23 protein-coding genes and 2 tRNA genes are annotated in these 14,418 nt (G+C 51.7%); 9 read left to right on the top strand and 16 right to left on the bottom strand.

The features are described from left to right. Nucleotides 1-6: 6 nt before the first annotated feature. The 5 genes from B5F39_RS02565 to B5F39_RS02550 are packed head-to-tail and all read right to left on the bottom strand — an operon-like array spanning nt 7 to nt 1,271. Entirely contained in the window at nt 7-372 is a 366-nt protein-coding gene (locus B5F39_RS02565; RefSeq protein ID WP_087363521.1) for a hypothetical protein, read from the bottom strand. Next, nucleotides 372-677, bottom strand: coding sequence for a hypothetical protein (locus B5F39_RS02560; protein ID WP_087363519.1), 306 nt, complete (start codon nt 675-677; stop codon nt 372-374). Before B5F39_RS02560 ends, B5F39_RS02565 begins: the two co-directional genes overlap by 1 nt. Beyond that, a complete protein-coding gene (locus B5F39_RS02555) occupies nt 674-856 on the bottom strand; it encodes a hypothetical protein (protein ID WP_087363517.1) in 183 nt (60 codons plus the stop codon). Before B5F39_RS02555 ends, B5F39_RS02560 begins: the two co-directional genes overlap by 4 nt. A 2-nt stretch (nt 857-858) precedes the next feature. Next, the gene (locus B5F39_RS14170; protein ID WP_158095904.1) at nt 859-1,011 is read right to left on the bottom strand and encodes a hypothetical protein; all 153 of its coding nucleotides are present in this window, start codon (nt 1,009-1,011) and stop codon (nt 859-861) included. Beyond that, on the bottom strand, nt 1,008-1,271 hold the full coding sequence (locus B5F39_RS02550; protein WP_143330622.1) for a hypothetical protein: 264 nt from the start codon (nt 1,269-1,271) through the stop codon (nt 1,008-1,010). Before B5F39_RS02550 ends, B5F39_RS14170 begins: the two co-directional genes overlap by 4 nt. A 139-nt stretch (nt 1,272-1,410) precedes the next feature. On the opposite strand from B5F39_RS02550, the gene B5F39_RS02545 reads away from it, so the two are divergent. After that, a complete protein-coding gene (locus B5F39_RS02545; RefSeq protein WP_087363513.1) occupies nt 1,411-1,653 on the top strand; it encodes a hypothetical protein in 243 nt (80 codons plus the stop codon). Here B5F39_RS02545 and B5F39_RS14165 read toward each other — a convergent pair. The 7 genes from B5F39_RS14165 to B5F39_RS02515 all read right to left on the bottom strand — a co-directional run bounded on the left by B5F39_RS14165 (nt 1,650) and on the right by B5F39_RS02515 (nt 4,916). Next, nucleotides 1,650-1,814 carry a hypothetical protein gene (locus B5F39_RS14165; RefSeq protein WP_158095903.1) on the bottom strand — a complete coding sequence of 55 codons (165 nt, stop codon included), beginning with the start codon at nt 1,812-1,814 and terminating at the stop codon, nt 1,650-1,652. The two genes, B5F39_RS02545 and B5F39_RS14165, sit on opposite strands and share 4 nt — an antisense overlap. Nucleotides 1,815-1,834: 20 nt before the next feature. Next, nucleotides 1,835-2,140, bottom strand: a complete 306-nt coding sequence (locus B5F39_RS02540; protein ID WP_087363511.1) for a hypothetical protein — start codon at nt 2,138-2,140, stop codon at nt 1,835-1,837. Next, entirely contained in the window at nt 2,137-2,466 is a 330-nt protein-coding gene (locus B5F39_RS02535) for a hypothetical protein (protein WP_087363509.1), read from the bottom strand. Before B5F39_RS02535 ends, B5F39_RS02540 begins: the two co-directional genes overlap by 4 nt. Before the next feature lie 243 nt (nt 2,467-2,709). After that, the gene (locus B5F39_RS02530; protein WP_087363507.1) at nt 2,710-2,958 is read right to left on the bottom strand and encodes a hypothetical protein; all 249 of its coding nucleotides are present in this window, start codon (nt 2,956-2,958) and stop codon (nt 2,710-2,712) included. Nucleotides 2,959-2,976: 18 nt separating this feature from the next. Further along, nucleotides 2,977-3,498, bottom strand: a complete 522-nt coding sequence (locus B5F39_RS02525) for a hypothetical protein (RefSeq protein ID WP_087363505.1) — start codon at nt 3,496-3,498, stop codon at nt 2,977-2,979. After that, on the bottom strand, nt 3,473-4,576 hold the full coding sequence (locus B5F39_RS02520; protein ID WP_087363503.1) for a ParB N-terminal domain-containing protein: 1,104 nt from the start codon (nt 4,574-4,576) through the stop codon (nt 3,473-3,475). The genes B5F39_RS02525 and B5F39_RS02520 overlap by 26 nt, the downstream gene beginning before the upstream one ends. A gap of 106 nt (nt 4,577-4,682) precedes the next feature. After that, nucleotides 4,683-4,916 (bottom strand): hypothetical protein, encoded by a 234-nt coding sequence (locus B5F39_RS02515; protein ID WP_087363500.1) that lies wholly within the window; start codon nt 4,914-4,916, stop codon nt 4,683-4,685. Nucleotides 4,917-5,328: 412 nt separating this feature from the next. Between B5F39_RS02515 and B5F39_RS02505 the strand changes: the two genes are divergently transcribed. From B5F39_RS02505 to B5F39_RS14160, 5 genes are all read left to right on the top strand, one after another. Next, a complete protein-coding gene (locus tag B5F39_RS02505) occupies nt 5,329-6,228 on the top strand; it encodes a LexA family transcriptional regulator (protein WP_087363496.1) in 900 nt (299 codons plus the stop codon). A 19-nt stretch (nt 6,229-6,247) separates the two neighbouring features. Continuing rightward, nucleotides 6,248-7,339 (top strand): type I restriction endonuclease, encoded by a 1,092-nt coding sequence (locus B5F39_RS02500; RefSeq protein WP_087363494.1) that lies wholly within the window; start codon nt 6,248-6,250, stop codon nt 7,337-7,339. A 9-nt stretch (nt 7,340-7,348) separates the two neighbouring features. Beyond that, on the top strand, nt 7,349-8,203 hold the full coding sequence (locus B5F39_RS02495; RefSeq protein ID WP_087363492.1) for a ribosomal protein L7/L12: 855 nt from the start codon (nt 7,349-7,351) through the stop codon (nt 8,201-8,203). A gap of 2 nt (nt 8,204-8,205) precedes the next feature. Next, a complete protein-coding gene (locus tag B5F39_RS02490) occupies nt 8,206-8,424 on the top strand; it encodes a hypothetical protein (RefSeq protein ID WP_087363490.1) in 219 nt (72 codons plus the stop codon). A gap of 63 nt (nt 8,425-8,487) precedes the next feature. After that, nucleotides 8,488-8,646 (top strand): hypothetical protein, encoded by a 159-nt coding sequence (locus tag B5F39_RS14160; protein ID WP_158095902.1) that lies wholly within the window; start codon nt 8,488-8,490, stop codon nt 8,644-8,646. On the opposite strand, the gene B5F39_RS02485 is transcribed toward B5F39_RS14160, so the two are convergent. From B5F39_RS02485 to B5F39_RS02475, 3 genes are all read right to left on the bottom strand, one after another. After that, entirely contained in the window at nt 8,638-9,312 is a 675-nt protein-coding gene (locus B5F39_RS02485; protein ID WP_158095901.1) for a hypothetical protein, read from the bottom strand. The two genes, B5F39_RS14160 and B5F39_RS02485, sit on opposite strands and share 9 nt — an antisense overlap. A 231-nt stretch (nt 9,313-9,543) precedes the next feature. Further along, complete coding sequence (locus B5F39_RS02480; RefSeq protein WP_087363486.1) at nt 9,544-10,746, bottom strand: integrase arm-type DNA-binding domain-containing protein; 1,203 nt, start codon at nt 10,744-10,746, stop codon at nt 9,544-9,546. 210 nt (nt 10,747-10,956) lie between these two features. Next, nucleotides 10,957-11,040: transfer RNA gene (locus B5F39_RS02475), tRNA-Leu, on the bottom strand. 180 nt (nt 11,041-11,220) lie between these two features. On the opposite strand from B5F39_RS02475, the gene B5F39_RS02470 reads away from it, so the two are divergent. The 3 genes from B5F39_RS02470 (at nt 11,221) to B5F39_RS02460 (ending at nt 13,683) form a co-directional block, all read left to right on the top strand. Further along, nucleotides 11,221-11,445, top strand: coding sequence for a FeoA family protein (locus tag B5F39_RS02470; protein WP_087363484.1), 225 nt, complete (start codon nt 11,221-11,223; stop codon nt 11,443-11,445). Next, on the top strand, nt 11,442-13,487 hold the full coding sequence (gene feoB, locus B5F39_RS02465; RefSeq protein WP_087363482.1) for a ferrous iron transport protein B: 2,046 nt from the start codon (nt 11,442-11,444) through the stop codon (nt 13,485-13,487). Before B5F39_RS02470 ends, feoB begins: the two co-directional genes overlap by 4 nt. 121 nt (nt 13,488-13,608) lie before the next feature. Then, a tRNA-Val gene (locus B5F39_RS02460) sits at nt 13,609-13,683 on the top strand. A 77-nt stretch (nt 13,684-13,760) separates the two neighbouring features. On the opposite strand, the gene B5F39_RS02455 is transcribed toward B5F39_RS02460, so the two are convergent. Beyond that, entirely contained in the window at nt 13,761-14,207 is a 447-nt protein-coding gene (locus tag B5F39_RS02455) for a hypothetical protein (RefSeq protein WP_143330621.1), read from the bottom strand. Between the last annotated feature and the right edge of the window lie 211 nt (nt 14,208-14,418).

Raw genomic sequence — 14,418 nt, 5'->3', positions numbered from 1 at the left:
CCTCCCTTAATTCCCGATGTGCGTCCTGTAGACAGGGCGCCCCGTCATGTCAAAATCCCAGTCGATTTCATAATCGTCTGCGAGCGGTATGGTTAGACGCGGCTCGCGGAGCCCTAGCTGCTCATCGAGCACGCGCTGTTCATATCTGCTCACGATAGGGCGCAGCTTCTCTTTGTCGCGCTCTATGTCGAGCTTATCTATCGCCTCGTGGAGTTTCATGCGGCTTTCGCTAAGCTTGCGGACGTACTCGGCCGGTACTGTGTACGTATCGGCCTCCGCGTCGGTCGTGCCGAAGCGGAGAAGGTCGAAGGCCGCCCCGTCCGTTTCACGCGCGGCGACTAATATCTTCGATTTCAGTTTGTCCAGCGTCATCAGTTCGTCACCTCTGCGCTCACCGGCGAGTCTGCGATCTCGCAGTATTCGCGTTTAAGCTCGTCGAAACGAGCCTCTGTCTCTCTGTACTCCTCAAAGCGAGGGCATTTTGCGTCAACCCAAAGGCCAGAAGGGCAATCGAGGTATTCATAGTGCAGCTCAAAGCCGCATATCTCTTTAGTACCGCTCCTAACCTCCGCGTATCTGCACTTATGGCAAAAGGCGTTCATGTCAAGTTTTTCGCTCAGCTCGTCCAGCTCGTTTTCTATCGCGTCGAGACGCGCGTACATCTCTTTGACCGTCATGCCGTCAGCCTCCATTCGAGCTCTTTCCCGTATCCGCACCACGCGCGGAAGCCCTCGAAGAACTCCATCTCTGTGAGAATCCGTGTTAAAATATCTGTGGTGTCTCTCGCAAAAACACCCGTTCTTTGACCGCTCACGGTGACCGCCGTGGGCGTCTCTTTTACTCCTTCAAAGCCCATTTTCAGTTACCTCCTTCCTCGGCTATGGCACACACCGCCATAGCCTGCTTTGCCGTCATAACGTCCGCGATGTCCTTCGCGTGCGGGTTAGTATTGCGTGCGTCCGCGGAGCAGACGTACTCAAGGATTTCGCGCGCCTTGTCTGCGATGGTCATTGCTGTTTCGCCTCCTTCATCAGCCTGTAATAGTTGGCCTGTATGTCCCAGTTGTCCCAGTGCTTGCGCCAGATGCCTCGCTCGCGAAGTATCTGCTCCACCATGTTGCGTATTGAGTGCCACGTGTAGCCGTACTCTTTTGCCTCGATGATTTGAGGGAGAAGCTCTTTCGTGGCCTCGTAGCATTCCTCGCGGCGGCGGTTCGTCGCCATCCGGCGCGGTTGTCTCGGTGCGTCTTGCAGTCGTTCAAGGATTGTCATTGCTCAACATGCCTCCTTTTTGCATTGCATTTACTTGCTTATATTATATGTTTTTATTTGCATTGCGTAAAGCTGTATTTGCATTGCAATTTCTTGTAAGTGCTATACTCTTAATGTATTCGCAAGAGGAGTGATGACGATGCCGAGAAAAACTGTAAAACCCAAAAAGAACCTAACCATTCGTATTGATGATGAACTGCGCGAGCAACTACAACTTTTAGCCAATATAGAGATGCGGTCTCTTGCAAACTTAGTCTATAGTGTGCTCACAAATTACGTCATTGATACAAGAGAACAACTAGGATACGTTTACTACGACCATGAAGAGGGAAAGTTTCTCACGGACGAAGAATTCAATAAAAAATTTGGACATATGTTCTAAGCACCTTGTTCTTTTCTGTGTTTTGCGATTATCCATCTGACAAACTGCGCCATCGTTCGATAGTTTTTGGCGGCCTCTGTTTGTAACCATGTGATTTCATCGACAGAAAACCTAATAGTTACATTACGTTTTTGCGGCTGGCCACTTTCCTTTTTGGGCATTGTATGATTCCCCCTTACTCCTAAAACGCCGCAGTCGTCGTTATCTTCTGCGGCTTGTAACCGTCCGCTGCCTTATCGTAGTGCCAACAGGTAAGCTCTACGTCACACCAGATGCAGGCGTTGACTACGGCGCAGACCGCCGGGGTCAGCCCGGTGCAGTACAAATCCAGCCTCTCGCCGTGGACTTTCGCAACCTTAGAGACCGCGGCGGTCGCAATCTCAAACAGCCGCGCGAAGTCCATCACGTCAACGCCGTCCGGGAATATTGCGGGAAGGCCGTCTATCTCCGGGTGAGAGTGGCGGCCTTTGAAAAGGATGAATTTCATTCTGCGTTTTCCTCCTCTGCCATTGAAGCATCTAGCGCTTCAAGAAGCTCCTGTATTTCCTCGGCGCTCATCTTCTTAAACGAGGACAGGACGAAGGATGCGGCCCGCCGCATTTCGGGGTTTTCAAAGAGCGATAGGAACAGCCAACGGGCCGCGCTTGGCGTTATGCCGCTGTGAGTTTCGACTTGTGCTTTACCTTCATCAACATTTCGTAAAATCGCGACTATAAAACAGTCGTCTTTTTGCAGTTTGTGTATTGCAGACAGCGTGGCGAATTTTATCTTTTCAAAATCCAAGTGGTCTATTTTTTGGGTTATTCTTCCCATGTTGCGTCTTCCTCCCAATCCTCCGGCGTCGCCTTGATGCAATCGCCGACGATGCCGATAAACATCAGCGCTATGAGCGCAAGGGCTTCCCAGGTCATTGCTCTATCCTCCCGTGTCGCCACTCTCGCGGCCGGCGTATCATCTCGCGCTCGCGCCGTGCGCTTTCTACGTGCGCCGCGAGCAAGCCGACCGCTACTATCAAAGTCAAGCAGCCGGTCGTGATAAGCAGATATGTGGGCGTGCTCATGCGGCAACTCCTTTACGGCTTTCCCTGTACGCCGCCCATATCTCTTCTGCTGGCCACTTGAGCGGAGCTGTCGCCCCGTACACGCCTTCAGGAACGCGCCTGCACATCGGAGCCGGAAGAGTGATTAACCCCTTCTCCATGTGCCGGGTGAGCGTCTGCCACGTGTAGCCGAAAATGGCCTCGACCTCGCGCTTGCCGATGTATCCGCGGCGCGGGATTTTACTGACGTCTATTTCTCGCTTCATTGCGATTCCTCCTTTAACCTAACCGGCGCGTCTCTCGCGTATATGCTCTTCTCGCCTTATCCGCTCGGACAGGCGGCGCTCCGCGACGGAAAAAACCTTTAACGCACCTCTAAGCTCGTTTCTGATTTTCCTTATGAAGTTGAGCTTTTCGCGCATAGACTCTTCGTCTTCGCCGAACAGGCTAAGCTGCGCGGTCAGCTCAAAAATGTACTTGCGTATCTTCCGCATAGCCCCGAACCACCATTGACAGCGGAAGCCGACCGCTGACATTTTTGCGGCGTCGTTCATCTGCTCTTCCAGCGTGTAAACGAAGATATTGCCTTGCCTGTGAGCTATGAGTCCGGCCTGACGCGCCGCAGCGTTACAGACTTTGCTGTTGTACATCTGAACAGCCTCGGTAAGATCCGTCACGGGGTCGAGCATTTCAATCAGCGTCGGCTGGTCTATGCTGCCGGTCTTTCTCGCGTAAGCCTTTACGTCTTCGATGTCGCCCCTGAACCGTTCGCGCTTTGTCTTAGTATTCGTCTTCGTCCTGCTCAATGTCTTCGCCTCCGTGTCTTGCGATATAGTCTTCTATCTCGGCGCTGAGTTCCCGATATCTCAAAAGCTCGACCGCTACAAACCCCGATAAGCTGTAAGCCGTGCTCAGCGTCATGTCCGGCGAATCGTGCCGAAGCTGCGATTTGAGCTCTTCCACCCATGCGCCGACTGGCTTCGCACGTTTATAGAACTCGTGCAGGGCCGTGCCCGGTATCGCCGCCGCTCCTTCGGAGAACGGAATCTGTATCGGCTTCTCCGGCGTTGTGGCTTTCTTCGTTATCTCGTAGGCGCGGTTTACTGTTATCTCGCCCCTGTTAGCGCGGTCGAGCGCTTCTTTGGCTTCAGGCACTCCGGCTTTGACGGCCTCGCCGACGGTCTGGAGCTGGTGGACGTAGTTCTCTGAAACGCCCATCTCATGCGCGATTTTCTTACGCATGTTGATTGGCGCGGGCTTAGGTGTTGATTGACGCCCTAAAGGTTGTGATTGCGCCGCCGAAGGTGTTGATTGACCTTCAGAAGGTGTTGATTCAATCGCTGAATGTTGCGTTTGCGATTCTTTTTCAGCGGTTCGCTCAATCGCGCCCTCGTAAATTTCTTCGATATTGAACTCGGGTTCTGCGACAGGTGTTTCGGTTTTATTTGAGGGTTTGTTGGTTTCCAACAAAGCCTCGTTTTTCCCTTCCGTCGCCTTGAGTTTTCGTGATGCACGCTCTTCTTTTGCGGCTTCTGACATTCGTTGAAGCCCTTCACGCTCAAACAGCGTCCGCAGTCGCTCAATCTCTTTGAGTTGCTGTCCCGGCGTCTTCTTCCTTTGCCTGTTCATGAAGATAATCCAGCGCTCTTCCTGCACGGCGTCGCGCGGCGTCATTACCTTCACGGGAACGGTGATAAGCCCCGCCAGTCGCGCCGCACGGTATCTGCGGTGGCCTGAAAGGATTGTGCCGTCCGGCTTGATTATCAAATCCGTGAGAATCCCTTCGGCCTTGATAGCCTCAACAAGGTCGCACACGTCCTCCGTCTCGCCGTATATCGCGATAGACAGCGGGTTCTCTTTGAGCTCGTAAATCGGTTTCTGCACGGACTCACCTCCTTGCTAATCTCTTCTAATCGCTCCTAATCACTGCTAATAACTACTAATCAGCAACTTGATTCCGTTATTCTGTTTTCAAGGTTCTTTCCCGCCTCTAGCAAACGCCGAGGCTGGTTAGTACCACCGAGATAGCCGCCTGTGCCTCAGGTGTCCCGAGGCTGCTCAGAAATCCCGCCGCCTCTGCCGCGAGCTTGCCGAGCTTACGTATCGCTTCCCGCTCCGCTGTGCCGAGTTGCCCTGTCACTATCCCTGCTGTGAGAGAAGCGACTTCCGAGCCCTCGTCCGTCGCGTCATGGAACTCTGCCGTTGCTTGCAGCAGCCCCGGCATACGCGCGAGCGCGGCTACACCGCCTCCCGTTCCCCCTGCTCCGGCTCCTGCGTGGGCAGGGGCTGGGTAGGGTTTCCGAGAAGATCGTCTACTGAGATGCCCGTGGTTTGGGAAATTAGAACCAATGTGTCTACGGATGGCTGTTTTATGCCTGTCTCAAGGTTCCGCCAAAAATTCTGACTAACATTGATTCTTGCACCAGCTTCTGCTTGGGTAAGGCCGTGAGACATTCTCCACGTCTTTAATAGTTCCCCTCTAAATGCCATTCAATCACCCCCTTACTCACTGGGCATATTATAGCCTTAGGTTTTATTTGTGTCAAACCCTAAGGCTATATTTATAATCAAAGGGTATTTGATTCTCTTAAAACCGTAGGCTATTATTGGGCTATAATGTCAGGGTGGTGTTGTATATGTTTTCTGTCGCAGAAAGATTAAAAGCCTTACGAGAGTCCAATAACATGACACAAAAGCAACTTGCCGATTTGGTCGGGGTTGCTCAGGTAATGATTTCAAAATACGAGAAAGGGTTGAAAAAGCCTGGCTTTGAAACAACTCAAAGACTTGCCAAGGTCTTTGATGTAAGCACAGATTATTTGATGGGCGTGACAGACCACCCTCGCAACGCCTCGCCAGTATTCGCCGCCATGCTGCGCGAATTTATTGAAGAAGACGTAGCACGCCTCGACGAGATTGCAAATCGCACCAACATTCCGCGCGAGGATATTGAGCGCTATGCCAAAGGCGAGATAGAACCAGCAGGCGGGCGTATGCGTATCATCACGCAGGCTATGGAGTCTATGGGGTGGAGGCCGAGGCTGAAATACAAAGAGCCTCAAGAAAAATCAAACGTTAGAAAAGTCAAGACCATCGCCGTCCCCGTAACCAGCATGGAGTTTATAGCAAGCTGTGGGACAGGTGCCGGGCTGTACGGAGTGGAAGCTACGCCGAACGATATTGTGTATATCGACCCATCGGACATACAGCATTACGACGATCTAGACCCGCCCTTCGGAATACACATAGAAGGCGAGAGCATGGTAGGAGCAGGCCTTGATGAAGGGTGTATCGCAGTCGTAAATCCTGCTGACGAAGTAATAAGCGGAGAAATGGCTCTTGTCGTCTGGAACGATAACTGGTTTATAAAGTGGGTAATGTGGTTCCCGGACGGCTCAGTCGAGCTACGCTCAGCAAATCCTGCATACGCACCTATACGGATAGAGAAAGAATACGCAACGCAAAAAGAGTGGTTTTGGGTAAGAGGTAAAGTCGTATCAATAATAAGAAAAAACAAGCCGCCGAGGGCTTTTTAATTTTATAGGAGGTGCCGAGATGGAGCTAATAGATTCAATAAAGGTAATTGCACAACGCTACAAACAGATGCAAGGAAGCATCCAGACCGAAGAGGCTGCAAAGACCGCTCTCGTCATGCCCTTTATTCAAGCGCTGGGCTACGACGTATTTAATCCCTCCGAAGTCGTACCTGAGTTTGTTGCGGACATCGTGGATAGGAAAGGCGAAAAAATCGACTACGCTATTATGAAAGACGGCGCGCCGATTATGCTCATTGAATGTAAGTGGACTGGTACAGATTTAACGGCTGACAACAGAGCACAGCTCGCGCGCTATTTCATGGTTGTTCCTGCTCGTATCGGCGTGTTGACCAATGGCGTAGATTATGAATTTTATTCAGATCTTGATGAAGCGCAGAAGCTCGATAATAAACCTTTCTTAAAATTTAACATCAACGAAGTAAATGACGCCGTTATACGTGAGCTGAAAAAGTTCTGCAAAAGCTCTTTTGACATTGATTCCATTATTCCCGCCGCTGAAGAACTGAAATATACGAACGAACTCAAAAAGTATTTACTTGATATGCTTAATGAGCCGAATGATGAGTTTGTAAAGTTCATGTCCCGTAAGGTCTATGATGGGCGGCTTACGTCTGGACTCATGGAAAAGTTTACAAATATAACCAAACGGGCATTTGGACAGTTCATCAGCGAGCGCGTGAGCGATAGGCTAACCTCCGCGCTAAAAGAAGAAAAAGATGCTTCAAAGGCAAAAGAAGAAACTCCACAAGAGCCAGAACAGCCAGAAAGTGAGGACGAAATAGTTACGACACAAGAAGAAATAGATGCTTACAATATAGTCAAGGCTATCCTTTGTAAAACCGCCCCCGTCAATCGGCTGATACTACACGATTATAAAGGGCATTGTAGTGTCTGTCTTGATGATAGACAGAAGTGGACAATCTGCCGTATCCGTATCCAGAAACGTTCAAAATCAATAGATACTTTTGAGGAAAGCAAAGAAGGCGTTCGCCATACCATAGAAACCCTTGACGACATATACAATTTTGCCGATGCGCTCATTGCCACAGCCACCAGATATGTAGCCGAGAGCACCGAGAAGAAAGGCTAGTATAAAAAAATGGCAGACAAGAATGTCGTAACTGCGGGCGCTTATAAAGGCGCAAAGTTAGTGATTCGCGGCATAATGTCTAAGGAGTTACGTCTTGAAGAGCAAAAACTTTTCGGCGCGAAGCGTTTTACATTAAACCGTCAGACTGTGCGGAAGGTCGGCATCATCGACACAGACACGACAAAGAGCGCGTCTTCTGCTCTTCTGCGAGGCGGCGCTGGGGTTGTGTTGCTCGGCGGTGTCGGAATTGCGGCGGCTCTATCTGCCAAGAACAAAAAGACTCACCAAGTTATGATTACGTTCAGCGACAATAAAGAATGTGTCGCTGTCGTTGACGGCGATGTGCTTACAATGCTGCAAGATTTAATTCTAAACTCTCAGGGTGTAGACCGGAACTTTGATTTTTACGAAGGCCGCCATCGCAACGACGATGAGGACGACTACGAAGACGATGAGCCGGTACAGCAGCCGCAGCCTTCCGCGCCTTCGTCGGATTTAGCCGGACAGCTTGCGCAGCTCGCGGCGCTTAAGAATGCGGGGGCGCTTACTGAGGAAGAGTTTGCGAAAGCAAAAGCCCGACTGCTAGACAGTAATTCTTCTTCGGCATCAAAAGCGCCAGAAAAAATACCCCAGCATGACGAGCTTTTCGACGTAATATTAACCGAGCATAGTACTGATTTTAATGAACGAATCAACCTTATAAAAGCTATGCGAAGCGTTATAAAACTAGGCATGCGCGAGGCGAAGGAAGCCGTAGACAACACGCCGTCCACGATAGCGCGCGGCGTATCGCGTGAAAAGGCCGAGCAGATACGTGAAGCAGCTGAAAATAACGGCGGCGAAGTTGAAATAAAAAAGGCATAGCCATGTCCCTATATGAGCAGTACCGTACCGTCTACCTTGACGGAGAGCAGGCGCTGAAGCAGTTCGGCAAAGACCACGCGGCGGGGTTTTACGTCTACCACATCACGAAGGATACAGCCGGGCCGTACCAGACGCGAGAGGGCGCGCTGCGCTACATCGAGGAAGAGATTTTCAAGGAGACGTATCCAGAACTAGCGGCGGAGGAAAACAAAGACAGGTAACAACAAAACCAGCCCGGGCGGTGCGAACGTCCGGGCTGTTCAGTGTGGTGAGGAGGTGAAGTTATGAGCGAAAAAGCTAAAGAGCCGAAAAGCCCGACGATGGCGTATGACCATCAGACGGTAAGCGCGAAAATTCGCGTCCCCGTGGACAGGCCGACTGCCGAACCATCAAAGAACAACGAGACGGAGGCGAAAAGCGGCGAAGCTGATAACTCAAATTAGTTCGTATTTCCCTTCAAAGAGTTCGTCCAGCTTCTTACCGTAGAAAGCGGCCAACTCCGTAACCGTGCCGCTGTCTGTATTCACCGCCCGCGCCCATATTGATATTTGGGCGCGGTTCTTTTCCAGAAAATCGCTATCAAGCGGCGGGTAGCAGTCTATCAGGATTTCTCTGTACTTGTCAGACTTAACAAGCAACGGCCCGATTACGGCTTTCTCTGGTTCTCCGACCCGGTAGACTTTGGCGATAACACGATATTCCGACCTGTCCGGCATCTTGTCAAAGAAGTCTGTAAAGAACGCGCTGACGGCTCGACCACCCGGATGGTCTACCGGAAGGTTGTGCAGCTTGCTGTGCCACGCAGCAGGCTTGTTTGCAAGTTGTCCAAGTTCACGGCTGAATATCCCGACTACTGTCGCTATCACGACTGATGTTACAGAGGATATTATCAAGCTCACCCCGGTTTGTTGTGCGGGCTGCCAAACGTAAGACATTGCCCAAGCCGCCGTGTACCCGCAAAGCCCAAATATGAGCGCGATTGTTATATCGTGTTTCTCGTGTTCAAGGTCATCACTTCGATAAACAAACGGCTTATATACCCACATCCCCAGTATGCCGGGAATTACAAGGACTATGAACTTGACTAAATCCGTCTCGATAAACGGCACGCACATCACATCCTTATCAAAATATATAATCATTATACACGCAGTAAGTATGTGCGGCACTGCCTTCAACTATCCGGTAACCCCGGATAGTTGCGCCACAAAATTCGGATTTTCCGAATTTAGTTGACCGGATTCAGATTTTAACTTGCCGCGCTGGAGCAAATTCCGGCGCGGCATTGTTAAAGTCCTGTGATAGTCCAGATATTTTTTACTTGCCTGTAACTTGCCGAGCTATGGCTTCGGCGGTATAGGCGTCCCGTCTCTAAGCGAGTCGAGATAGTCGGCGTACCACTGCATCATGACGCGCCGCTGTTCCATGTAATCGGCGTCGTTGTAAGTCAGCCGCACCGTGTTGTGGTCAATGTGCGACAACTGCACCTCTATCACATCTGGGCGGAACAGCATCGAGCTGTTAAGTAACGTCGAGGCCATGCCGCGGAAGCCATGAGCTACCATGACATCATGCCCGTACCCATGTTCCCGCAGGATTTTATTCTCTGCTCCTTCTGAAATACACCGCGAGCCGTCCCATGAGCATAAACCATGAAAGAGATAGCGCCCGTGCCCGGTCATCACGCGCAAGTCATCAAGCAGGGCTATTACCTGGCTAGCGAGCGGGACGATATGAGGGCGGCGCATTTTCATTTTTTCCGCAGGGATTCGCCACTCTTTATGTTTTAAGTCAAACTCACTCCATTCGGCGCGCCGAATTTCTCCGGGACGGACAAAGGTATAGGCGTGCATTTGCAGCATGATTTTCATTGTGGGCGAATTAACTCTATCCCGTATATCTCGTAGGAACCGGCCGACTTCCTCCGGCTCCGTAATGCGCGCCAGATTCTTCGACACAACTCTAGTGAGCGCGCCGCGAAGCGCATATGTCGGGTCATATTTTGTATATCCGGCCGCTATTGCGTAACGGAACATCTGCCCGCAGAGCTGACGCACCATGTGAGCCGTTTCTACGTGTCCTTCGTCTTGGATTTCATGCAGCACACGGACAAGCTCGCTGCTCGTAACCGCTCCGATCGGATACTCGCCGTATTCAGCAAGCACGCGCTTCATACGCAGCCCGGTTTTATAAACGTGCGTTGGCGTGCATTCTTTGCATAAACGCTTTTCTATCCACTCGGCATAGACATCTTTGAGCTTTACTTTCTCTATGTCCGGCGTCTCGGGGTTTATTCCGCGTAGAATTTTCGCGCGAGCTTCGTCACGTATCGCACGCGCTTCTTTGAGCGACATTAACGGATATTCCCCGATTTTCTTCTTTTTCTCTTTTCCGTGAAGAGAGTACCTTATCCGCCATGACTTATGCCCGGTCTGCGGGAACACCTCAAGAAACAGTCCTCCTTCGTCCATGATGGTGCCCCGCCTGCCGGATTCCATCGCTTTTTTTATCTCTTTTGCAAGCGTTTTTTCAGTCAGAGCCACTATTCATCGCCACCTCTCGGCACATAGGCCCGGCACAAAATAGCTAAATATGGGTTCTGTTTGGTTTGGTGCCGACCTCGTGCCGTTTTTTTACTTCGTTTAGATTCATCAAGTTTCAACGAGTTGCGGTGATATAATAGCACAAAAATCAGGCTATCACCTGATTTTTATTAGAGTTTCAAGGAGTTGGGATTAGTTTAGCAGAATGATTGGTGCGGGAAAGGGGACTTGAACCCCTACGTCATAGACACAAGATCCTAAGTCTTGCGCGTCTGCCAATTCCGCCATTCCCGCAAGCCGACAGGCTAGAAGCATTCTACATTGCAAACAACTTTTAGGCAAGTGAAAAATTAACGCCGCGCTCCGTATGCTGCGGACGTGCGGCGAACGGTTATCATTGACTTACCGTTTTTATGCAATGTAAAATGAAAGTTGTTGCTAAAATTTTGCATACTTTCTGAGGAGGGGGAAAATATGCTTTTGAAGGACGCGCAAATCGGGCTGACATACGTCGTTGAGAGTATGTCCTTGCCCTTTCAGCTTGAACGCAGGCTAGAAGCGCTCGGGATGACAAGAGAAACGTCCGTCTCCGTCCTTAACAGGAAGGGCGACGGCATTCTTATCATAAAGCTGCGCGGGACGCGCTTCGCGCTCGGGCGTAATATTACAAGAAACATCGAAGTGAGACCGGAACAATGAGCGAACAAATGACGATAGGGTTCATAGGGAACCCCAACTGCGGCAAGACGACTCTTTTCAACGCCTATACCGGGGCCAACCTCAAAGTGGCGAACTGGCCGGGGGTCACGGTCGAAAAAGTAGAGGGAGCTATCAAGGATCACGACGTCGATATACGGCTCGTAGACCTTCCAGGGACGTACAGCCTTACCTCGTACACGATGGAGGAGACCGTATCCCGCAGCTTCATCATGAGCGGCGAGGTGGACGTCGTCATCAACGTCGTAGACGCTTCGGCGCTCGAGCGCAGCCTTTATCTGACGCTCCAGCTGCTTGAGCTCGGGCGTCCCGTAGTGCTGGCGCTGAATATGATGGACATAGTGGAAAAGCGCGGAATGGAGATCGACCTCCACAGGCTGCCGGAGATGCTCGGCATTCCCGTAATACCTGTATCGGCGAGAAAACGCCGCGGACTCGACGTGCTTCTTCACGCCGCTATACACCACAAAGATCACAACACTACTGACAGACTGATACACATCCACAAATATACTTCAAAACACGAGCACGACCACCACTCGGAATTCGCCATGGTCTACTCAGACGCCATCGAGGACAAAATCGACCAGATCATCCCCGAGCTGAAAAGACGGTATCCAAATCTGGTCAACTACCGCTGGCACGCGCTGAAGCTGCTTGAGGGCGACAAGGAGATAAGCGCGAAGTATCCAGTTGATATGCCGGACGTTCTGGATGGAAATTACGAGTCCGACATCATAAATCAGAAATACGACTTCATCAGCGAAATCATCAAGGAAGTCATGCTCCACAAGGAACGCCAGGACATGCTCACGGAAAACGCCGACAGAATACTGACGAGCAGGGTGTGGAGCATCCCGATATTCCTCGGGCTCATGGCCGTCATTTTCTTCCTGACCTTTACGGTCGGCGACTGGATAAAGGGATACTTCGAGTCCGGCATCGACTGGATATCAGGCGCAGCCGGAGGGCTGCTCGGCGCGGCAGGCGCGGGCGAGGTCGTCTCGTCGCTCGTGATAGACGGGATAATCGCAGGCGTCGGCAGCATCGTGACCTTCCTTCCGAACATCCTTATAATGTTCCTCTGTCTCGCTCTGCTCGAAGACAGCGGCTATATGGCGCGCGTCGCCTACGTAATGGAAGACGTGATGAGCAAGCTTGGACTCTCTGGCAAGGCCTTCATACCGATGCTGCTCGGCTTCGGCTGCACAGTGCCCGCAATAATGGCATCGCGCGCGCTCGAGAACGAACGCGACCGATATAAGGTCATGCTCGTCACTCCATTCATGAGCTGCAACGCCCGCCTGACAATCTACATCCTTTTCTCTGAAATGTTCTTCGCCGAAGACGCGATGATAGTCGCCTACTCTATGTATCTGATCGGAATAGCCGTAGCTATCGCAGTCTCCGCCGTCATCCACCTGATCGATAAGAAAAACAACGTCAACTACCTGCTGATAGAACTTCCTGAGTATAAGACGCCCGACTCGAGAACGGTCGCGATTTACGTATGGGAAAAGGTCAAGGATTACCTCGGCAAGGCCGGGACTACGATTTTCGTAGCTACGCTTATCATATGGGCGCTGCTGAACTTCGGTCCTGACGGCTACTCCGCCGACATGTCCAAAAGCTTCGGGGCCTCTATAGGAAAGCTGCTCACGCCGTTCTTCAGGCCGATAGGCCTCGGCTTCTGGCAGATAGACGTCGCGCTGATCGCGGGTATATCCGCGAAAGAAGTCGTCGTGTCGAGCTGCGCAGTCCTCTTCGGCATCGTCAACGCCAGCTCCCCCGACGGCATGTCGGCTTTCGCCCAGGAGCTTCAGGCAATCGGCTTCACGCGGCTGAACGCCTACTGCATGATGGTGTTCTGCCTGCTCTACATACCGTGCGCGGCGACGCTGAGCACGATACGCAAAGAGTCGAACAGCTGGAGCTGGATGGGCTTCGCCGCATTCTTTCAGCTCGCGGTGGCGTGGCTGGTGACGTTCGCGGTCTATCAGGCCGGCTTAATACTCATAGGCTGACGCTATGTCCAGGCGGCGGCGCATAACTTTTTTCGGCACCATATACGCCCCCGCACAGGAATTTTTACCGAAGCTATTGAAAAATCACGTCTTTGCCGATATAATATCTAACTGTTGCGGCGGGCGATTAACTCAGCGGTAGAGTGTCACCTTCACACGGTGGAAGTCGTTGGTTCGAACCCAATATCGCCCACCATTGATATTACAGGACTTTCGGAGTTTTCCGAAAGTCCTTTTTCTTTTTCGTCTACCGCTCGTCTACCGTCTGCTTCCTCAAAACCTAATGACCGAATACACAACACCAACGCCGCAAACGGCCTCATCCCTAAACGGGTCATACCCGCCGAAGAACCCGACGGACCACGGAGACGAAAGCCTCCGGTTCTGTTTCGAGAGCTTTTCAGCTTCTGCCGTCCACGCGGCGCGCTCCTCAGCTACGGCGGCCTCCAGCACGCTGAATTCCTTCGTTATTTGCTCAAGGCTTGCGTTCTGCGCGGCGAGATACTCGCGCAGCGCCGTCAGCTCCACCGCCTGCGTCTCGATAAGCTCAACAGTGTCGCGCCCGTCTCGTACCGGCACGACATACGACGGCTCAGTCAGACTGTACCCCGTCGGTCTGAGTTCGACTGCTGCGGTATCGTCTGAGCAGGCCGTTCCAGCGGCGAGCAATATCGTCGTCAGTATCAGCGCTGACGCTCTGAGCAGCTTTTTCTTTCGCATCCTTCACAACCTCCGGCAGTCTGTCTCTTTGCTTCTGGGCTTCGGTTATCGTCTCGCTTATTTTCCGGGACGCATCTTCCGTAGCCGCAATCTCTTCTACCGGCGCGCGTATGTCTCCGGCGTTTCTCGCGTTGGTCCACACCGCGCACAAAGCCCCAGCTACAAAGATTGCAAGTGCGGCTACAATCCACAGCCACTCATGCTCTTTGAA

This window comes from Cloacibacillus sp. An23, from assembly GCF_002159945.1.
In the GTDB taxonomy this organism is placed as follows: Bacteria; Synergistota; Synergistia; order Synergistales; family Synergistaceae; genus Caccocola.
This window is presented reverse-complemented; position numbering and strand designations above follow the sequence as displayed.